The following is a 20,740-nucleotide window of genomic DNA, read 5'->3' as shown; positions in this document are numbered from 1 at the left end:
GATTTCCAGACAATTTAAAAAGGTATAAAATGAATAAATATCTACTCTTTACTGCTTTGTTTGTATGGGGACTAAACGCACAATCTCAGGACTCGCTGAAAATCAGGATCTATCCCGATTATGATAAGGTAGGCAAGTTCCATCGTTTTCTTTTTGGTGAAAATTACCGGAAAGAATATACACAGGAAACCAAAGTACCGGTAATCAGGCTGTCTCAGATCAAAGGTGGCCTGACGCCGATTAAAAGAGGTGGGGGAAATCAGACCCATTCTTTACGTCTGGAAGATAAACAAGGAAAAGAATGGGTATTGAGAACTGTTGAAAAATACCCGGAAGTACTTTTACCCATGGAACTCAGACAGACTTTTGCAAAAGATATCATTAAAGATAACATGTCTGCCCAGCATCCTTTTTCGGCCCTGGTTGTTCCTGTTTTTGCAAGTGCTGCGGGAATTCCACATAGTGAGCCGATGATTGGCTGGGTGCTTCCGGATCCAAACCTTGGAGAGTATTCACAAGTGTTTGAAAACAGCCTTTGTCTTCTGGAAGAAAGAGAACCTGCGGGAGATACCGACAATACGGAAAAAATGCTGAAAAAGCTGAACGATAACAATGACAATAGCGTGAATGCAGCTTTGCTCTTAAAAGCAAAAGCTTTAGACGCTTTGCTCGGGGATTGGGACAGACATGAGGACCAGTGGAGGTGGATTCCGCAGAAAACAGATACCGGTTTAAAATATCAGGTTGTTCCGAGAGACCGGGATCAGGTATTTTATTTATCTCAGGGGCTTATTCCAAAATTTGCGCAGGCATCCTGGCTATTGCCGATGATACAGGGCTATGAACGGAACCTGCCGGATATCAATTGGTTTTTTTGGGAGGGAAGAAGTACCTATAACCGGGTTCTTGGACAGATTGATGAAAAACAATGGAATGCAATCGTGCAGGAATTCTGCGCTTCAATGACGGATGAGGTTTTTGAAAGAGCCCTGAAAAAACTGCCGCAACCAGGTTATTCGCTTCGCCATGATCAGTTGCTTGCCCAATTGAAAGAAAGAAGAAAACACCTGCCTGAAATGATGAATACCTATTATCATTTTCTCAACCGGATTGTAGACATTCAGGGAAGTAATAAAAATGAATTTGTTGAGGTGACAGACAATGAACAGAAAGGGCTGACTGTTACCATGCATAAATTGACCAAAGAGGGTCAACGCAAAGAGGTGATTTTTAACAGGTCCTATGATCCTGCAGTGACTAAGGAAATCCGCTTGTATGTCAGAGATGGAAATGACAGCCTGAGCCTGAACAATAAAAGTTCGAATATCAAACTTCGCATTGTCAATGGGGAAGGAAATAAACATTATCAGGTATTGAATGCTAAACGTCGGGTGCCGTTTTATGGAATGGAAGAAGGCCTGACTTATTCCGGGGCAGCATCGAGATTGACTAAACACATTGACAATGATACCAATAATACCCACTATGTAGCCACAGATCTTTATACCAGGAAGATGACCCTGCTCAATGCAAGCTTTAATGCAGATGATGGCCTTTCTCTTGGCCTTTCCTTTAAAATGATGAGCCCGGGTTTCAGAAAACTGCCTTTTGGAAATATTCATTCCTTTTCTTTCCTGCGTGCTTTTAAAACCAATGCTTTTAGCTTTAAGTATTCGGGGGAATGGTTCCAGGCCCTGGGTAAAGCAGATATCGTTTTGCTGGCTACCGCGTTTGCACCTGAAAACTCCCAGAATTTCTTTGGCCTGGGAAATGAAACGCCATACCGTAAAGATGGGGAGCACATTAAATATTACCGCGCACGTTTTAGTTTATATGAGCTGGATCCCGCATTGAGGTGGAGAGGAAACAAGACGGTGTGGACAGTCGGACCTTCATTTCAGTATTACCGTTTCAACAGACATGACAATGTAGGAAGGTTCATTAGCAATACAGACCTGCTGCATTCTCCGGATAGTGCCACTATAGATCAGGATAAATTGTATGCAGGTCTGGCGGTTGGTTTTACAAGAAACACCAGAAATAATGATGTTTTGCCTTCTTCGGGAAGTTTTATCGAGACAAAATTAAAAGCATATACCGGGTTAAACAGTACTGCAGAACCTTCTGTGCAGCTTCAGGGAAGTTATTCCATTTACCATCGTTTGGGAGGAGGGAAAAGGTTTACGCTGACAGACCGTATCGGCGGCGGACTAACCTTTGGAAAACAGGCTTTCTATCAATCTCATTTTCTCGGCGGACAAGGAAACCTGCTGGGTTTCCGTTCCTTCCGTTACGGTGGAAAACACATGCTGTATAACAACCTGGAGCTGAGGGCAAAGGTGGCGAATGTGGGTGGATATATATTACCGGGACAATTTGGCCTTACTGCCTTCTTTGATACCGGCAGGGTCTGGGAAAAGAATGATCAGTCGGATGTCTGGCATTACAGTTATGGGGGCGGGCTTTATTATGCGCCTGCAATCCTGACCGTAATACAGGCGCAACTGGCGCATTCAAAAGAAGGCTATTATCCTTATATCACGATGAAATTCAGGTACTAATAAAATTATATTTTATGAAAGAACTGAATTGCAATAATTTATAATTACATTTGTACTTTAATTATAATAAAAAATACAATGCAAGAAGGAGTAGTAAAATTTTTCAATGAAACTAAAGGTTTCGGATTTATCGTCCCAAGTTCGGGAGAGAGTGAAATCTTTGTTCATTCAACTGGCTTATTAGCCGACATTCGTGAGAACGATAAAGTTTCTTATGATGTTGAAGAAGGCCGTAAAGGTCTTAATGCAGTAAATGTTAAGGTGATTTAAATTTCCTCAATATAAATTGTGAAAACTGCCCCTCAAGGGCAGTTTTTTTTTGTCTTATACTTTTTGAAAGTATATCGAAACTTGTTGGGAAAGGAGATCTTTTACGAATTAAAGTTTTGCTATGGTAACTGGCTTCGCTGCCCCTTTTGTGGCAGAGAGGAACAGTTGTTCGGCCATTTTCTGATCATGACCGTAAATGTCATCTCTGAAATTTAAGCGTCCATGCTGATCTACCCATGCCGTGAAATAGGTGATGAAAACCGGAACCGGCTTTTTCAGGCGAACCCAGATCTCTTTGGTCGACTTCATTGCTTTCGCAATGTTATCCGGAGTCCATTGTTTTTGATCGGCCAGCAGGTATTCTGCCAGCTTTGCAGGCTGTGCCAGGCGGATACAACCATGGCTAAACGCCCTTTTCTCTTCTGCAAAGAGTGACTTTGCAGGTGTATCATGGAAATAAATGTCGTAACTGTTGGGGAAAAGGAACTTTACGCGGCCCAGAGAATTGTTATCTCCCGGTTTTTGACGGATCTGGGGAAGGCCATTGCTGGTCCCGGTCTGTTCCATGTTTTTATTCCTCAGGTAATTCCGGTTTCTTCTCATGGCCGGAAGAACTTCTGAGCGGACGATACTGGCAGGAATATTCCAGTAAGGGCTGAATACGATGTTTCTTAGTTTATTGCTGAAGATTACGGTTTTATTGGCCGCTTTACCTACCACAATTCCCATACTCAGCGCAATTTCTTTATCTTCAAAAACGTGTAGCTGATAGTCCGGGATGTTCACCAGAACCCTTCTTCCTGCTGGCATGGCGGGCATCCACCTCATGCGCTCCATATTGATGAGTAGTTTTTCTATACGCTCCTGAACAGGAACGTTCAATTCTTTGATCAGAGCAGCATCAATATTTCCGGTAGCCCGGTAGCCGAATTGTTGCTGCGCCTGTTTCACTGCTGTTTTTAAAGTCTCGTCAAACTCAGGAAGGGAATCCTTTAGAAGGGTATCTCCAAGTTCAAGAAAACGCTGACGGACCATTCTTACCGTAAGGCCGGTATCTCCCGTTTTATATCTTTTCTGCTTACCCAGGGAGATCTTTTCCCAGTCTCCCTTTTTTTGCAGGGTATAGTAGCGGAGCAATTCCTTTTTAAGGAGTTTGTACTGTTGGTTTACAGGTTCCCAATCGTCGATTTTGGTGTTTTTGCTGGCCATTAAAGAATCCAGTAATGCAGTGGCGCTCAGTTTTTTTCTGGGAATATGCCATTGTAAAACTTCGGGATCTACTTTTCCGGCATAAGCATTGGCCACATAGTTAAAAAAATGCCTGGTCAGCTGTAATTCCAATCCGGCCAGACTGCTGTCGGCTTTCTTAAATACGGTATCCTGTTTCATCAGGAGCTCCATTTTTTCATGCAATGTGGAGTCCAGCATGGTGCTGTCCCGGAAATCATTGACATAATCTTTGTTGAGTGTATAGAAAACCCTTGCCTGCTCTGTTAAACCTTTTTCACCAATCCAGGCAAACTGAAAGTTCCTGCTGTTGTAAAAGTTTCTCAGGTATTGTGCGGCGCTGTCGCCGAGCTGCTGACCGGAAATATAACGCTCCATCTGCAAACTGTCCAGTTCAAGCCGGGTTACTGCATTCTTAGGCGTGATGCTGATGTCTCTTTCAACTTTAGGTATTTTCTTCCTGTTACATGCGATAAATGCAATGGGAACAATCAATAATAACAAAAGCCATTTTTTCATTTTACAACAGTTTCTCTAATTGTTTTTCTGCTTGTTTATCAATCATCATCAGAAACTCATCAATTCTGATTTTTAATAATTTAGTCACTGCTGATGCCGGCATTCTTTTCAGGACCATTTTTGCTTTATCACTGCTATTCAGAAAGGTTCCTTCCTGCTCATTGAAGAAAAAGCTTCCTTGTTTAAAAACGCGCTCCTGACCTAAAAGGTCATCTTTCATGGAAATAAATTGAAGCGGATAGATTCTATGGGTTTTCTTTTCGTAAAGAATCCAGAAATATACTTTGGAAAGATCCGTTTCAAAGTCAAAATTACGTCGTTTGATTTCGACGAGGGAATTGTAAGGGGTATTAAAGAAATATAGTATTTCAAATGTTTCGGACATATTTCTGGGAAATAGCATTAAGGTAAATTGATTCCAGGCGAATATAGCTTTAAATATTCGGTCTTAAAATTGGTTGTCTTCTGTTTTTATTTGTAATAATTTTCATTCCTTTACAATTTCAAACAAAACAGTAACAAAATCTAAGATGAGCGAAGAATTTTATCTTCATATTTTTAATAAACAGAACGCTGTGGAGGCGGTTCCTTCCAATCAGGTGGTGGCCTCATGGGCCTTAAAACTGATGGACCTGATTTATCCGGAACGTTCCACTTATCCGAAATATACTTTTGCTGAAATACAGGGGATGTTTGCTGGTTTGGAAATTGAACTTACGGAGATACTGAATGCCACGAAGGCTTGTAAAAACTGTAATAATGAATTGATTTCGAAAGCCTTTTTTAAAATCCTTCCCGAGCTCTACCGTAAATTAAATACTGATATTTCTTCCATTTTAACGGGCGACCCGGCTGCAAAAAGTGAGTTTGAAATTATTCGTACCTATCCTGGGTTTCTGGCTATTTCCATGTATCGCATTGCGAATGCATTGCTGAAACTGGATGTTCCATTGATTCCACGAATCCTGACCGAATATGCACATTCCCAAACCGGAATAGACATCCATCCGGGAGCAGAGATCGGCGAGTATTTATACATAGATCATGGGACAGGAATTGTAATAGGGGAGACTACCATCATCGGTAATCACGTTAAATTATATCAGGGAGTAACCCTGGGAGCACTGAGTGTGGAGAAGTATATGGCCAATATCAAGCGTCATCCAACAATAGAAGACCATGTCATCATCTATTCCGGAGCAACGATCCTGGGAGGTGAAACCATTATTGGTGACCATTCCATCATCGGTGGAAACGTATGGCTCACCAAGAGCGTCCCTTCACATTCAACCGTTTATCATCAGTCGGCCATTAAAGTTATTGAAACAAAACACAGAGATTAAATTATGGGAAATATTGTAGCGTTTGTCGGAAATACCCCTTTAGTAGAGATTCAGAAATTACATTCCAATCCGGATGTGAAAATATATGCAAAACTGGAAGGCAATAACCCTGGAGGAAGTGTGAAAGATCGTGCAGCCCTCAATATGATCCGTAGTGCAATGGAAAGGGGTGATGTTAAAAAAGGAACGAAGCTGATTGAAGCGACAAGCGGAAATACAGGGATTGCACTGGCGATGATTGCGAGCATTTACGACCTGGAAATTGAACTGGTGATGCCTGCCAACTCTACAAGAGAACGTACCCTGACGATGGAAGCTTATGGCGCTAAAGTAACCCTCCTGGAATCTATTGAAATTTGCCGTGATTACGCCGAAGAAAAAGGAACGCATGAAGGATATTTTCTGCTAAACCAGTTTGCAAATCCGGATAACTACCTGGCTCATTATAAAACCACAGGTCCGGAGATCTGGAGAGACACCCATCAGCAAATTACCCATTTTGTGAGTTCTATGGGAACTACAGGCAGCATCATGGGCAATTCCATGTTCCTGAAAGAACAAAATCCGGAGATTCAGATTGTCGGTTGCCAACCCACAGAAGAGTCTTCTATTCCCGGAATCCGCAGGTGGCCTGTTGCGTACCTGCCTAAAATATTTGATCCTTCAAGAGTGGACCGTGTGATGGACGTTTCTCAAAAAGAAGCCACAGAAATGACCCGCAAACTGGCTAAAACCGAAGGGATCTTTGCCGGAATGAGTAGTGGTGGTGCATTGGCCTGCTCGCTCAGACTAGCCGAAGAACTGAGTTCCGGGCTGATCGTATTTATTGCATGCGACAGGGGAGACCGTTACCTGAGCAGCGAACTGTTCGGCTAATTTCAGGAAGGGGCGGTGTTCTTTCCGGAGGTATCCATCGCCTGCTGAACTGTTTTTTCTGCCGATAGGGTATGGCCTGGTCTGGAATCAGCTGGCTTTATTTCCTTAGCTTCCGGCTCTGTTTGGGCCGCCTGCTCCTGAACCGCTGCTAAGGAACCTGCATATACGCTGTCTGAGATCTGTGTGCCATCCGGACGGATAAAAGAAATATAGGCTTCCATATGCTCGTTTCTATGATCCGGATCGATGTAAAGTACATCTTTCCCCTCTACGCGTTTAGAGCCGATCAAATGATAATTGATGGTCTTATCTTTAGGGAAAAAAACCATGAGCATGGCACGGTCGTGATCGCGTTGACTGCATGTATCAGCAGTACCCCATGTGAACATTAAGCCATCTTCAGTTTTTTTGATCTGTACATCTTCAGCCACAGGAAGGCTGCCTTTGCTGATCAGAACTTTGCTGTAATCCAGGCTGAAGTTAGGATACTCGCCTTGTATTGCATTCATTTTATTATAAGAAACGGCTTCATTATAAGCGTTTCTGTTCGTTCCGGCCACCTCCAGACGAAATCCTGACCTGAGGAAATCAAGTGCCGGACTTAAAAACTGATTCACCACCGTCATCTTCTGGCAATTGGCTTTTCTTGCCGGAGTTAAGGGTTTTGAGCTCTTACCAATTTTCCTCATGATATTTTCTCCATTGAGTACATAACCCACCAGGTTACCCACTCTTCCGCGGATCATTCCGAACGGACCGCCTATTAATTTTCCCATTTTGATATTTTTAATTGATGAATAAAAATTATTTTACTCAATATACAAAATGAATTGCATATTCAGTTAATCTACGCGGCAATAAAATTTGTATTTCTCTGGTAGGTAATAGGCCCTTAACAGGTCGTTCAGACCAATCAGGGATCAATCAACCCCCTATCGTAAATCAAGAAGAAATGAATTGGATGAGGACGGAGATCAAGCGCACATTAAAGGGAATTAAAGGCGAAATCTTAAAAAAATCAAAAATACCTGAAAAAATCCGGAACACAGAAACAAAATCCGGAACTTAGGGAGTAAAACCTGGAACACAGGAAAAAATGTGAAGTACAAAGGATAATGGGGATAGCTGAAGAAAATAGATTGGACAGCGAGTCCTCACTCCTTATGTGTTGAATTACAATTCCCTCTCTCAAAAATTATAATTACCGTCCAATCTATTCATCCCTTAAACACAGTCTATTAAAACTGTGTTCTCGTATATAAACGCAATTTTTGCATTCCTATTCTTTGACTATTCAATTTTTTGCATTTTTGTTACACAAAGACAGGGATCTGAGAATTATATTTTAATTTGGCTGTCATCATGAAAAAAATTCTTATCCTGTTGCTGTTTAGCTTTTATAGCCAAAATCTATTGGCGCAGCCGGCATTAAAAATCATCTCCTATAATGTCTATAATTATTTTGAGTCTGAGCAGGAACGGAAGCAACGTTTCATCTCCTGGGCTACAATACAGCAGGCAGACGTGATTGCTTATCAGGAGCTCGTGAATATCAATGCACAGGAGCTAACACAATTGGGGCAGTCTATCGGGCATCCATACACCGCCCTGGCTAAGGAAAAAGGTTATGCTGTTGGGATTTCATCCAAATATCCAATTCAGGAAGTGAAGACGGTAACCAAAGGGATGCACCATGGTTTTATGGCAGTTCGCATTAAAGACCTGAATTTTATCATTGTACATTTATCACCCTTTAGTCATGAGAAAAGGCAGGAAGAAATTGGCCTCATTACCGACAGCTTAGCGCGCTGATCTATCTCAAAAAAAATCATTATCCTGGGAGATATGAATAGCCTGGCTGCTTCCGATAGTCTGGATTATAACCATAAGGGACGTTTGATCCCCATGCTGAAAAGTGATGAAAACAGTAAGATCAGCAATGCTAATCAGGGCCGTCTGGATTACAGCGTTACCGATGCGCTACTGAAAGCAGGTTTCTTAGATACCTGGTCTATGAAACATCACGCTTTCGATTATAGCTATCCTTCGGTGGAATTTGGCCCTGTCCCGGATTCCTCTAAAGAGCGGATTGATTATATTTTTATTTCGAAAGATCTGAAAAAGACCATGTTGAAATCTGCCATTTTAAAGGACGACATCAGCGACCATCTGTCTGATCACTATCCGATCAGCATTTTACTGGTCCCACCACACCCTTGAGGTTAAGGCATCACCTCCGGGCAGTCGTTTTACTGCTGCCCTGTAGTTGTCAGGGTTATTTAAGATCTCCGTAGATAAATAGATCATTCTTCTTGGAATGGTGCCATTGGTTACATTTCCAGGATAATTTACAGGAAGGAGACGGGGATATCCGGACCTTTTCCAATTGAGCCAGGACTCAATGAAATTGAAGGTTGTTCCTGTAGAGATCCAGTATTGCATATTGATCATTTCCAGTGATTTTTCTGTGGAAGACTGGTCCAGTACCTGGGATTTGACATAGTTGTTAATCTGTTCCATAGGGATATTGGCCTGTGGGTCTATCTGTGCCAGTGTTTGCAAAGCGCCCTTAATTCCATTGCTGAAATGGCTGGCTGCGGTACCGCTTACTTTCCACTTTCTTGCCGCTGCTTCAGCAAGGAGCAACTCGGTTTCTCCATAGGTCATTAAGAATACAGGGCCACCAAGCTTCAGATACACTGCTGTTCTTGGGCGTGAATATTTTCCCAGAGGGGCAACATCTGTTCCGCTGCCTGTTCCACCGGGATATTCCGGATAGCTGCGGATATCGGTTGTTCCTCCCAGCAAATCATAGCCGTTCGGCAGGCCGGTTTGAACTACCGGATCGGTATTTCCGGAAAGGTTTTGGTTGTTGTTGTTGGCAAATCCGTCAGGAGGAATTTCTCCGATTACTGACAACCTTGGGTCGGCTGTATTTTTGAGCTGATCAATCAGGGTTTTGCTCCAGCGTACTTCTCTATAATCGGACAGTGTGCGCAAGGCCAGTGAAGTTCCGTTCTGACTGGTAAAACTGGAGGCATCCATGGTAATGAAGGTATTGTCGTTGATGTCTGCAAAAGTTCCTCCGGCAGCGGCTTTTTCTGCCCAGTTCCTCGCTTTTTTCTGGTCAACTTTGGTCAGTCTCATGGCAATTCTGAGCATCAGCGAGTAGCCGAATTTCCGCCATTTTGTAAGGTCTCCTTTATAAAAAAGATCGGCAGTTGCTTTTGGAGCGGCGGGGTCCAGCTTGTTAATAGCGTTTTCCAGGTCGGTTAACATGGATTCATAAATATCTTCCTGGGTATCGTAAACCGGATATTTAATGCCTTCCCTGGCTTTTCCGGCCTGATGATAGGGCACATCACCATAGGTGTCTGTGATGCGCTGCAGGATCATGACAAACATGATGTCCCCGATATTAATCAGGTTTTTATAGGCCTCCGGATTTTTTTCCATGGCCAGTCGCTGCATCTCCCGGATTGCGGAAGCTTCGGCATAACCTTCATCAAAAATTCTTCCCTGATAATCTGTGAAGTTGGCCACATTGATGTACTTATCGCCATTGTTATAGTAATAATAGGTGGAAGCAAGCAATTGCATCATCGTACTCTGGTACAACAACTGATAATATCCTTTATTGGCAAATTTTAACTGTGCAGTAGACAAGAGAAAGTTCGGGTCGAAATTCTCTGGTCTGGACTTGGTCGGATCTGTATTGATGCGATCCAGGTCTGCTTTGGAGCAACCATAGCAGAGTGTCATCAAGCCGGCTAAGTAAAGTAGAAAAATACGTTTCATTCGATCCTTATTTAAATTTAAAATTCAGGTTGATGCCATAAGTTCTGGTGGAAGGCAATGACGCACCTTCTATACCCGCATAATTGAGCCTTGATGAAAACTCGGATTCGGGATCTATATTTTTAGTGTATTTAAGCAGGGTAAACAGGTTTCTTCCCACCAGGTCCAGGTTGATGCTGCTAAACGGCGTCTTTTTGATTAGTTTAGCAGGAAGCGCATAGCCCAATACTGCCTGTCTTAATTTGATAAAACTTCCGTTTAAAACCGAAATTGCGGAGATATTGGTGGCCAGCTGGGGATAATAATTGTAGGCAGGTACATTGATGGTGTTCCGGCTGCCGTCTTCCATTACCCCATCTGCAATGACTCCAGTTTCCCTTCCCGGAAGCGTGGCCTTATTGAGGCCCGAAACATAGGAGTAGTTTTCTGTTGCGGAGAGGATTTTATGACCAAACTTAAAGTCTACCAGAAAAGATAAACTGAAATTTTTATAGAAAAAGCTATTGCTGAAGCCTCCGTAAATTTTAGGCAGTGTAGCCCCCATAGGCTTGAGTTCCCCGCGTTTGGGAATGCCGTCACTTCCAATAATGATATTCCCCTCAGGATCCCTTTTATAGTCGTAGGCCATAATTTGTGTAATGGGTTTACCCACCACCATGGCGGTATTGGCATTTAAGGGGCGATAAGTACCAGTCAGGGAAAAACGGCTGCTTCCGTCAATGGACAAAAGCATATTATGAATATGGCTGAAGTTAAATCCTGATTTCCATTTAAAATTATCCTTTGCAACCGGAATGCCCTGAATGGTCAGCTCTGTCCCCACATTTCTGGTTTTTCCGAGGTTGACGTAAGCGGAGGTAAAACCGGTGGTAACGGATTGTATCGCACTGACGATTTCATTGTGTGTGGTGCGGTGAAACCAGGTCAGATCCAGATCCAGCCGGTTGTCGAAGAACCGGAGGTTAATTCCGGTCTCAAATTCATTTAAGGTAAAGGGTTTTAGATTGTAGTTGGGCAAACTTCGGTCATAATCTCCGAGCGGTGTTCCGTTTACTGCGTTTTCAGTAGCATAATAAGTTTGTGTGATATAGGGCTGAGCAGGTTCTCCGCTTGTTTTCGCAAAACTCGCCCTGATTTTTCCATAACTCAGTGATTTGGATCTGAGCAGGTCAGAGAAGATAAAACTTCCTGAAACCCCGGGTACAAAAATGCCCCTGCTGTTACCGGGCAGGGTGGAGTAGACATCATACCTTCCTGTAGAGGAAAGGTTCAGGAATTTTTTATAGTTCAGGTCAAAGGTATAATAAGCAGATTGGGTGACCAGCCTGGCCAGGGTATAAGTATCAGTCCTGGTGACCAGATTGGAAGGGGTGTAGAGGTATGGGGTATTAAACTGGTTCCCTTTGGAATCCGACAGATCGCTTTCCCGGTTCCGGTAGTTTGCGCCAATGGAAACATCCAGGTTAAGATCCTGCATCAGGTCTTTGTTGGCTGCCAGCAGAAAGTCGCTGTTGAGTTCTGAGGTTTGTATCTTTTGAAAAGCATTCAGCCCGCCTTGTCCGTTGATGGAAAATGAGGCCCCGGTAGGGATAATGCTGACGATCTGATCATTGCTGATGTCGTAACCTAACCTTCCCTGCAGGTAGAGCCAGTCGGTGAATTTATGTTTCAGGGAGGTGGAGGTAATGAAGCGGTTCCGTTTGGAAAGGTCTTTTCCTTTATTCAGCATAAAATAAGGGTTCGTTTTGTATTCATCATCGTTCCACCTCATTTCGCGTCCTGTTAAAGGATCGTAGCCCGGCGACAGCGCAATCTGGTCTGCGCTATTGGCCAGACTGGCAATTCCATAATTCGGGTTTAGCGTTCCGTCACTTAGGTATGACCTGTTTTTATTTTGCTCATTGATATAATTTCCATTAAAAGTAACACTCAGCCGCTTCGTTAAATCGTAGGAAGTAAAGAGGTTCAGCGTTTTTCTGTTCAGGTGGCCGTTTTTCAGGATAGACTGGTAATCGAGATTGGCGGCAGAGAGGCGAAACATACTTTTTTCATTCGCCCCGCTCAGGGAAACGGTATTGGTAAAAGTAGGGGCAGTATGGTAGAACCTTTGGATGTTGTCTTTCACCGCACTGTAGGGGTATTTCTTTCCATCAAACTGAATGGTAGGAAGGCCATCAAGCTTTTCTCCCCAGCTGGAAGATCCGGAAGCAATGGCCGCAGAAATACTTTCCGGCCTTCTGTTTTGTGTTCCCTGTCCGTAAACGTATTGAAAGTCGGTGTTTTTATAAGGACTGTCGAAAGAAAGGTTGGTATTGTACTCGATGCTTCCTGAATTTTTAATTCCTTTTTTTATCGTGATGATGATGACTCCATTCGCCGCACGGGCACCATAGAGGGCGGAGGCTGCTGAACCTTTTAATACGGTGATACTTTCCACATCATCGGGGTTGATATTGCTGATGCCATCGCCATAATCGGCACCGCCATATTCCGTTACATTTCCCCTCTGGGTATTGTCTATGGGTACACCATTGACCACAAACAAAGGAGATCCGGCATTCATACTTGCTGCACCACGCAGTAAAATCTTTGCAGAAGAAGAGGGGCCACCATACACACCGCTGATATTTAATCCGGCGATTTGCCCTTCCAGAGCGTAGATCAGATTGGATTCTCTTGCTTTGCTCAGCTCGGCACCGGAAATGGTAGAGAGGGAATAACCGATTTTTCGCTGTTCTTTTTTAATGTCCAAGGCGGTTACCACCACCTCATCGAGCTCATTCGTTTTAGCGATCATGGTAAGCTGAAGGTGGTTTAATGAACCGACAGGGATTTCTTTTTTTAAGTAGCCAACCTGAGAGGCCTGAATGGAGGTGTGGGGGAAAACAGGGACTGAAAATTCACCATTAGCATCGGTTGTGGTCGAAAAATCACTTCCTTTTACCCTGATGGAGGTTCCCGGAAGGGCTTGCCCACTTTCATTTATCACTTTTCCGGCAACCATTCTGGTCTCTGAATCGCTATGACGTGGCCTGATCACAATTAAATTGTTTTGAAGCAATTTATAGGTATAGCTGGAATTGGCCAGGATCTGGTCAAGGACTTTTAAGGCCTCTTCATCTTTGACCTGAATATTGATTTTATGAACGGGGATTTTACGCTCGCTAAAAATGAAATGATAGGAGGTTTGCTTTTGAATGGCATCAATTACTTTTTTAAAGTCGGCCGACTTAAAGCTGAGACTTACTTTGTTTTGCTGTTCGCCTTTAGATTGTGAATAGCTGTTTAAGGAGCCAACAAGCGTCAAAAAAATGACAATCCACCCAATTAGCCTCATTATAAATTTATATTTGATATCCCGGTTTGCGCGCCTTAAACACGCTTGCCGCCAAATTAGTAAATATAAACAGTTTTGTCTTGTATTTTATAACGAAATGGTTCAATAAGTTGCAGTGCTTTCAACGCCTGAGAGATATTTTCTTTTTCAAAAAATCCGGTAAACCTGGCGTTTTTTAAACTTTCATTTTTAAAGATAAGTGTGACGCCATACCACCTGGAAATGCTGTTGGCCAGTACTTCGAAAGTTTCATTTTTGAAAACCAGTTTGTTGTTCATCCAGGAGATCTCGGTATCATTAAAAGGGATCACACTATACAGGGCTGAAGCTTTTCCATCTGCCGCATGATTCTGTATACTGAACTTCTCTTTTGGTTTTAGCAGGACCTGTTTTTCCGGATGGTCTTTCATGCTGATCTGAATGGCTCCACTGATCAGTGTAGCTTCGGTATGAGGGTCGTTTTTATAGGCCTTCACATCGAATGTGGTGCCCAATACTTTGATGTTTATCTTTTCGGTATGAATGACAAAAGGATGCTGTGCGTCTTTACTCACATCGAAAAAGGCTTCTCCGGAAAGATAAACTTCCCTGCTGTCTCCTTTAAATTCGGCTGGATACCTGAGCTGGCTTTCGGCATTTAAAGTAACGAGGGTTCCATCCCCAAGCCTGATTTTTGAAACCCGCCTGCCAGGACTATTCGTTTCCTTCCAAACCAATGCCGTCTGTTCTGTGGGGAATGATTTTTTATAAAACAGCTGATAGGCCCCGAAAGAACAGATGCCGATGGCAAGCACTGCTGCAATCCTGTACCAGTTGCCATACCTGCCTGCCCGGACTTCAGTTAAAGGCATTTCATTTATTGCTGCCGCGCTAACTTTCAACGGACTTTCAGGAACTTCAATTTTTGATTTAATCTGCTCAAAAAGCTGCATTGCGGCTTCCTGATCAGTTTCTTTATACTGGAAATAATGACTTAAAGATTCATACTCTTGCCTATAGCCGGCATTTTCCTCCAGCAGAAGCATAAATTCTTTATGTTCTTCAAGGGAAATTTCGTCTGCCAGTTTTTTGCTAAGCAATTCTGTAAATCTTTGATCGGTCATTTTTAAGGATATTATCTGTTTTTTATGATGTGATATATTAAGGTTCCCATTTTTTCTAAAATTGCCTACAAAAGACTAAAAAATAATGCATTATCCCCAAAATCAGGATCAGATTGGCCATATTGCTGCTATTATTTTTTTTATGGTCCAGCTCATAGTAGGAGCTGAGCACAATTCTGAGTTTTGCAATTGCCCGGAACAATTGCGTCTGTACCGTGCGTGGAGAGATGTCTAAAATCTCTGCCACCTCTTTATACTTCATTCCATCCTCCTTAATTAGCTTGAAAACCATTTTTGCCTGGGCAGGGAGGGTATCTATTGCCTGGTCCAGTTTAAGATGCAGCTCTTTTCTCTCCAGTTCTTTGGAGGGATCCGTGCTATCCCGGAATTGAAAGCTTTGCGGCTGCTCTTCAATCTCTACCAGGTGCACATTGCTGTATTTACGGATGTGTTTTAAAGACTGGTTTTTTACCGCCACAAAAAGATAGGTTTCCGGATTAAGGACATGCAGGTTGTCCTTTCTGTTTTCCCAGCACTTTACAAATATTTCAGAAACAATTTCTTCTGCAACCTCTTTTTGCGAGACGTAATAAACGGAGAACTTCAAAAGCCTGGCAGCAAGGGAACGGTATAAAACCTCGAAAGATTTTAAATCATCTTCGACGCAAATCTTGGTCCACAGAGCAGATAAGTCAGGCTTTACGAGTTTCAATTGTTTTGATTAGGAGGTAATTATCCTCTGCAAGATAGGGATTAAAAATAATCTTCAAAAAAAATGAATTCCTTGTAGGCAATTTATTTCTAAACGGGGTCTCTATCCTATACCCGCTTTTATTTTAAAAAGGTAAAACGGTATAGCTAACCAATTATAAAACCTAACCGTATCAATGGAGATGAGAAAACCATTACAACTGACGTGTTTATTACTTTACGCTTCAGCAAATCTTTTTGCTGGAGTCAAGTCGGACAAATTAAAGAGCTTCCCGACGCTCAGCCTTTCCTCATTTAATGAAATGGAATTCAACTCATTCTATCAGGAAGGAATCAAAGGAACCGTAAAAGACGATGCCGGAGTAACGATACCAGGGGTATCCGTAAAAGTTAAGGGCGGCACTTTAACCACCCAGACCAATGTTTCAGGACAGTATGTGATCCAGGCTAAAGCAGGGGATATCCTGGTTTTTTCTTATGTGGGGTATCAGAGTAAAGAAGTCACCGTAGGAAGTACAAGTACTTTAGATGTGGTGCTTACCGGTGATTCACAGAATCTGGAAACGGTAGTGGTTACCGCTCTGGGGATTAAGAAATCTACCAAATCATTAACGTATAATGTCCAGACACTAGGCTCTAAAGAGGTGAATGACGTTAAGGATCCGAGTTTTGTAAACAGCTTAACCGGAAAAGTATCCGGTTTGACATTGACACACTCTTCGGCACCAGGTGGATCCACAAAAGCAGTACTTCGTGGAAATAAATCAATCAGTGGAAATAACAACGCGCTATATGTAGTGGATGGGGTACCTTTACCAAGTTTGTCTGGAAAGGGAACCAGTGATGGTTTTCAGCTAAGTGATGCCGGTGATGGGATTTCCAACCTGAATCCTGAGGACATCGAAGAAGTAAGTGTGTTGAGCGGGGCTTCTGCATCGGCACTTTACGGCGGACAGGCTTCGAATGGGGTGATCTTAATTACGACCAAGAAAGGAAAAGCCGGAAAAACGGTTGTTAACTTTAATTCCAGTACTACATTCGACAACCCTTTCCTTCTTCCTGAACTGCAACGCAGTTATGGAACGGCCAATAAAGCGAAACCAGAAGAAGGTCCAACTTTCAATGGTTGGGGCGCAAAAACAGCCAACCAAAGTAATTATACGCCTAATGACTTTTTTCAGACGGGTAAAACTTTTACCAATGCCTTGTCATTATCAGGTGGTACGGAGAAAAATCAATCTTTCTTCTCCGCTGCGGCAACCAATGCAGAGGGAATTATTCCCAATAACAAGCTGGATCGATACAACTTCTCTTTCAGAAATAACACCTCCTTTTTTGAGGATAAGTTAAGTGTGGATGCAAGGGCAGAATACATCTATCAGAAATCTCAGAACATGCCGGGACAGGGTGAATATTATAATCCAATCACCTCAGTTTATTTATTTCCTGGTGCTTCTTATAATTTTAATGATACTAAGAATTTTGAAACCTTTGACGCTGTCCGCAAAATAAACGTACAAAACTGGCCATATGGCGATCAGGGAATGTCACTTCAAAACCCTTACTGGATTGCCAACCGTAATATGTTTCAGACACAAAGAAACCGTATAGTAGGATCCGTAACGGCTAAATATAAGTTTACAGACTGGCTGAACCTTCAGGGACGGGTAAGAATGGACCGCTCTACAGATAAAGGAGAGAACAAGGTCTATGCAACGACAACGCCGGGGAACCTGGTTTCCAATAGTCCAAATGGACGTTATGCAACACTGGATAACCTGAACAGTCAGACTTATGCCGACCTGTTATTGAATTTCAATAAAGCGTTGGGTGAATTTACAATTAATGCTACCGCAGGTGCCAGTATCATCAATAACCTGACCAGCGGATTAACGATCGACGGGCCTCTGGATCCTTTTAAAGTACCTAACTTTTTTAGCGTCCTGAACCTGACGCAGGCGGGTATAGTATTTACGCCAAATACCTACAGAAAACAAACTCAGGCTGCTTTTTTAACCGCCTCCATCGGATATAAAAATTACCTGTTTTTGGACGTTTCCGGACGTAACGACTGGAATTCGACTTTACCAAAACCATTCTTCTATCCATCAGTGGGCTTAAGTGCCGTGATTAGTGAAATGGCGGAATTACCGGAATTTATTTCTTTTGCCAAACTAAGGGCATCTTATGCTGAAGTAGGTAACGAAATTCCTGATAACTATGCCTATGCAACAAACCCTTCTTTTCCAATCATCGGGGGTGCAATTGTTCCTTTCACAGGGAAACCTTTTACCACGTTAAATCCGGAAAGAAGTAAATCATTTGAATTCGGAGCAGATTTGAAATTCCTGGAAAATAAATTGAGTCTGAATGCCACCTATTACAGAACGAATACGGTAAATCAGTTCTTTAGAGTGAATGTATCCCCGACAGTAGGATACAATACCTATGACCTGAATGCAGGAGATGTTCAGAATCAGGGTCTTGAACTTTCATTGGGCTATAATGCGCAATTCGGAGAACTGAGCTGGAACCCGACCGTTAATTTCTCTTTCAACAGAAACAAAATCAAGGAACTGTATACTTATACCGATCCTGCAACCGGTCAGTTTATAGAGGTGAAGGAGTTTAGCTTAGGCGGTTCTTCTATCGTTAGAAAAGGTGGCTCTTATGGAGACATTCAGGTAAAAGATTTTATTCGTGATGCCAGCGGAAATCAGGTGCTGGATGATAAAGGCTTACCACAGTATTCTACCAATAATATCATTGCAGGTAATGTAAATCCAAGATACATGCTCAGCATGAGCAATGGCTTCAGGTACAAAAATTTTAACCTTAATTTCTTGGTCGACAGCCGTATCGGAGGAGAGGTGATTTCCAGAACCGAGCAGACTTTTGATAAACGTGGGATGTCACAACGAACTGCAGATTCCCGTAACCAAGGGGGAATAATGATTAATGGTGCAGATGCAACTGAAGCCTATTACAATAGAATAGGAGCCGAGCTGACGCCTTATATCTATAGTGCAACAAATATCCGTTTACGCGAGGTGTCATTTGGATATACCATCCCTGCAAAAGTATTTAACAACAAAATACAAAAGATACAGCTTTCTGTAATCGGCAGAAACTTATGGATGATCTATAAAAAAGCACCTTTTGATCCGGATGTAGTGACCCTTACCGGTAATGGCTTTCAGGGGTATGACTACTTCTCTATGCCGAGTTTAAGAAGCATTGGTTTCAACGTAAATTTCACATTTTAAGACCTAGTATCATCATATATTATGAGAACCTTAATAAAAAACACCAGACTTAGCGCGGCCATTTTTGCTGCAGCGTTTGTTATGGTACAGAGTTCATGCACAAAAGATTTTGACAAATACAATAGTAACCCAAATGGATTAACAGAAGAAGATCTGTTAAAAGACAACATTTCATCGGGTATCTTTATTCCTGAGATGCAGGTAAACATCATGTACTGCAAAACAAATGAGGATTACATTTATCAACTCCAGCAAAATCTAAATGCCGATATTTTTTCAGGATATTTTGCACCTCCGGGTGATTTCGGCGGGCCAAATAATTCCACTTATGCCTTAAAGAACGGCTGGAACTTATGGCCTTTTAAAGTGGGGTACAATGGGGTAATGAATGGATGGAGAGAGGTGTCGAAACGTGCGGTAACCAATCCCCAGTTCATTGCTGTAGCCAATATCCTCAAGGTAGAAGGCATGCACCGGGTGTCTGATATTTACGGACCAATTCCTTATTCTAAATTTGGGGCCGGGGCACTTGCCACGCCTTACGATGATCAGGAAACCGTTTATAACACTTTCTTTAAAGATCTGGACGATGCGATAAAATCGCTGACTGAGTTCGTGACTAAAAACCCATCTGATAATTCATTGAACCGTTTCGACCTGGTTTATGATGGGAACTATATTCAATGGATCAAATTTGCAAACTCATTAAAGCTCAGACTGGCCATTCGTATTGCCTATGCAAATCCTTCGCTGGCAAAGACCAAAGCAGAAGAAGCGGTAAATAATTCTTATGGATTACTTGCCTTAAATGGCGACAATGCGCTTGTAAAATCAGGTAAAGGGGTACCTACGAGGAATGGATTATGGGTAGATGATTTAAGTTATAACGATACCAGAATGAATGCTTCGGCAGAATCCATTCTGAAAGGATTTAAAGATCCGCGTTTATCTAAATACTTTATGACTTCAAAAGTGATTCCTGGTGATTATAAGGGCGTTCGCAGTGGGATTTCTTTTAGTGGTAAACCGGATGCGTACCTGAATTCTTCTTCTTCCACATTGAAGGAAAATACGCCGGTACAATACATGTGCGCAGCGGAAGTTGCCTTTCTGCGTGCAGAAGGAGCATTAAGAGGCTGGAGCATGGGGGGATCTGCCCAATCCTTTTATGAGCAGGGGGTGAAAATCTCTTTTGAGCAATACACCCTTGGAAGTTCTGATGCCAGCACTTATCTGAACAATAATACGAATACCCAGGCACCTTATACCGACCCGATCAATGCGGCGAATAATGTAACTGCAAATTCTCCATTGTTAAGTAAAACAACGGTTAAATGGGATGAGTCTGCTTCCATGGAACAAAAACTGGAACGCATCATTACCCAGAAATGGATTGCTATTTTTCCGGACGGACAGGAAGCATGGTCTGAATTCAGACGTACCGGTTATCCTAAAATTTTCCCTGTTGTGAATAACCAAAGCGGGGGAACGATCAATACAGAAAAACAAATCAGAAGATTGCCATTCTCTGAGGATGAATATAAAAACAATCAGGCAGAAGTAACCAAGGCAGTAAGCCTGCTTGGTGGTGCAGATAATGGGGGAACTAAACTTTGGTGGGATAAAAAACCTAATTAATTACAAACCATTCTAAAAAAATTGTCATGCAGCCAAGTACATCTTATTGTACCCTTTATCCCCCGCTAATGGTGCTGCATGACAATTTTTT

At 42.4% G+C, this 20,740-nt stretch carries 15 protein-coding genes; 8 read left to right on the top strand and 7 right to left on the bottom strand.

The genetic code is table 11. From position 1 onward, the window contains the following. Window positions 1–29 precede the first annotated feature (29 nt). Complete coding sequence (locus BFS30_RS00150) at window positions 30–2,561, top strand: BamA/TamA family outer membrane protein (protein ID WP_069377419.1); 2,532 nt, start codon at window positions 30–32, stop codon at window positions 2,559–2,561. A gap of 78 nt (window positions 2,562–2,639) precedes the next feature. Beyond that, complete coding sequence (locus tag BFS30_RS00145; RefSeq protein ID WP_069377418.1) at window positions 2,640–2,831, top strand: cold-shock protein; 192 nt, start codon at window positions 2,640–2,642, stop codon at window positions 2,829–2,831. Between the two features lie 108 nt (window positions 2,832–2,939). Here the strand turns inward: BFS30_RS00145 and BFS30_RS00140 are convergent, their stop codons facing one another. Beyond that, window positions 2,940–4,577, bottom strand: a complete 1,638-nt coding sequence (locus tag BFS30_RS00140) for a L,D-transpeptidase family protein (protein WP_069377417.1) — start codon at window positions 4,575–4,577, stop codon at window positions 2,940–2,942. Between the two features lies 1 nt (window position 4,578). After that, complete coding sequence (locus BFS30_RS00135) at window positions 4,579–4,962, bottom strand: hypothetical protein (RefSeq protein WP_069377416.1); 384 nt, start codon at window positions 4,960–4,962, stop codon at window positions 4,579–4,581. 145 nt (window positions 4,963–5,107) lie between these two features. Between BFS30_RS00135 and epsC the strand changes: the two genes are divergently transcribed. After that, window positions 5,108–5,920, top strand: coding sequence for a serine O-acetyltransferase EpsC (epsC, locus tag BFS30_RS00130; RefSeq protein WP_069377415.1), 813 nt, complete (start codon window positions 5,108–5,110; stop codon window positions 5,918–5,920). Window positions 5,921–5,923: 3 nt separating this feature from the next. Continuing rightward, the gene (gene cysM, locus BFS30_RS00125; protein WP_069377414.1) at window positions 5,924–6,796 is read left to right on the top strand and encodes a cysteine synthase CysM; all 873 of its coding nucleotides are present in this window, start codon (window positions 5,924–5,926) and stop codon (window positions 6,794–6,796) included. Window positions 6,797–6,798: 2 nt separating this feature from the next. Here cysM and BFS30_RS00120 read toward each other — a convergent pair whose 3' ends face one another. Further along, a complete protein-coding gene (locus tag BFS30_RS00120; protein ID WP_069377413.1) occupies window positions 6,799–7,572 on the bottom strand; it encodes a DUF6266 family protein in 774 nt (257 codons plus the stop codon). Window positions 7,573–8,158: 586 nt separating this feature from the next. Between BFS30_RS00120 and BFS30_RS00115 the strand changes: the two genes are divergently transcribed. Both BFS30_RS00115 and BFS30_RS00110 read left to right on the top strand, forming a co-directional pair. Continuing rightward, entirely contained in the window at window positions 8,159–8,608 is a 450-nt protein-coding gene (locus BFS30_RS00115) for an endonuclease/exonuclease/phosphatase family protein (protein WP_069377412.1), read from the top strand. A 3-nt stretch (window positions 8,609–8,611) separates the two neighbouring features. Continuing rightward, the gene (locus tag BFS30_RS00110; protein ID WP_335645382.1) at window positions 8,612–9,016 is read left to right on the top strand and encodes an endonuclease/exonuclease/phosphatase family protein; all 405 of its coding nucleotides are present in this window, start codon (window positions 8,612–8,614) and stop codon (window positions 9,014–9,016) included. Here BFS30_RS00110 and BFS30_RS00105 read toward each other — a convergent pair. Genes BFS30_RS00105 through BFS30_RS00090 form a run of 4 tightly spaced genes read right to left on the bottom strand, consistent with a single transcriptional unit; the run spans window position 8,993 to window position 15,746 of the window. After that, a complete protein-coding gene (locus tag BFS30_RS00105) occupies window positions 8,993–10,594 on the bottom strand; it encodes a SusD/RagB family nutrient-binding outer membrane lipoprotein (protein WP_069377410.1) in 1,602 nt (533 codons plus the stop codon). The genes BFS30_RS00110 and BFS30_RS00105 overlap by 24 nt on opposite strands. 7 nt (window positions 10,595–10,601) lie before the next feature. Next, window positions 10,602–13,931, bottom strand: a complete 3,330-nt coding sequence (locus BFS30_RS00100; RefSeq protein WP_083251877.1) for a SusC/RagA family TonB-linked outer membrane protein — start codon at window positions 13,929–13,931, stop codon at window positions 10,602–10,604. A 56-nt stretch (window positions 13,932–13,987) separates the two neighbouring features. Beyond that, complete coding sequence (locus BFS30_RS00095; RefSeq protein WP_069377409.1) at window positions 13,988–15,034, bottom strand: FecR family protein; 1,047 nt, start codon at window positions 15,032–15,034, stop codon at window positions 13,988–13,990. A gap of 55 nt (window positions 15,035–15,089) precedes the next feature. After that, window positions 15,090–15,746, bottom strand: coding sequence for an RNA polymerase sigma-70 factor (locus tag BFS30_RS00090; RefSeq protein ID WP_069377408.1), 657 nt, complete (start codon window positions 15,744–15,746; stop codon window positions 15,090–15,092). Between the two features lie 181 nt (window positions 15,747–15,927). Here BFS30_RS00090 and BFS30_RS00085 point away from each other — a divergent pair, with 181 nt between their 5' ends. Further along, entirely contained in the window at window positions 15,928–19,011 is a 3,084-nt protein-coding gene (locus BFS30_RS00085) for a SusC/RagA family TonB-linked outer membrane protein (protein WP_167353108.1), read from the top strand. A 21-nt stretch (window positions 19,012–19,032) separates the two neighbouring features. Continuing rightward, window positions 19,033–20,649 carry a RagB/SusD family nutrient uptake outer membrane protein gene (locus BFS30_RS00080; RefSeq protein ID WP_069377406.1) on the top strand — a complete coding sequence of 539 codons (1,617 nt, stop codon included), beginning with the start codon at window positions 19,033–19,035 and terminating at the stop codon, window positions 20,647–20,649. The last annotated feature ends 91 nt before the right edge of the window (window positions 20,650–20,740 follow it).

It is taken from the genome of Pedobacter steynii (genome assembly GCF_001721645.1).
In the GTDB taxonomy this organism is placed as follows: Bacteria; Bacteroidota; Bacteroidia; order Sphingobacteriales; family Sphingobacteriaceae; genus Pedobacter; species Pedobacter steynii_A.
This window is presented reverse-complemented; position numbering and strand designations above follow the sequence as displayed.

Coding starts and splice junctions, on each gene's coding strand:
- BFS30_RS00150 (WP_069377419.1), top strand. CDS start 30: ATGAATAAATATCTACTCTTTACTGCTTTGTTTGTATGGGGACTAAAC.
- BFS30_RS00145 (WP_069377418.1), top strand. CDS start 2,640: ATGCAAGAAGGAGTAGTAAAATTTTTCAATGAAACTAAAGGTTTCGGA.
- BFS30_RS00140 (WP_069377417.1), bottom strand. CDS start 4,577: ATGAAAAAATGGCTTTTGTTATTATTGATTGTTCCCATTGCATTTATC.
- BFS30_RS00135 (WP_069377416.1), bottom strand. CDS start 4,962: ATGTCCGAAACATTTGAAATACTATATTTCTTTAATACCCCTTACAAT.
- epsC (WP_069377415.1), top strand. CDS start 5,108: ATGAGCGAAGAATTTTATCTTCATATTTTTAATAAACAGAACGCTGTG.
- cysM (WP_069377414.1), top strand. CDS start 5,924: ATGGGAAATATTGTAGCGTTTGTCGGAAATACCCCTTTAGTAGAGATT.
- BFS30_RS00120 (WP_069377413.1), bottom strand. CDS start 7,572: ATGGGAAAATTAATAGGCGGTCCGTTCGGAATGATCCGCGGAAGAGTG.
- BFS30_RS00115 (WP_069377412.1), top strand. CDS start 8,159: ATGAAAAAAATTCTTATCCTGTTGCTGTTTAGCTTTTATAGCCAAAAT.
- BFS30_RS00105 (WP_069377410.1), bottom strand. CDS start 10,594: ATGAAACGTATTTTTCTACTTTACTTAGCCGGCTTGATGACACTCTGC.
- BFS30_RS00100 (WP_083251877.1), bottom strand. CDS start 13,931: ATGAGGCTAATTGGGTGGATTGTCATTTTTTTGACGCTTGTTGGCTCC.
- BFS30_RS00095 (WP_069377409.1), bottom strand. CDS start 15,034: ATGACCGATCAAAGATTTACAGAATTGCTTAGCAAAAAACTGGCAGAC.
- BFS30_RS00085 (WP_167353108.1), top strand. CDS start 15,928: ATGAGAAAACCATTACAACTGACGTGTTTATTACTTTACGCTTCAGCA.
- BFS30_RS00080 (WP_069377406.1), top strand. CDS start 19,033: ATGAGAACCTTAATAAAAAACACCAGACTTAGCGCGGCCATTTTTGCT.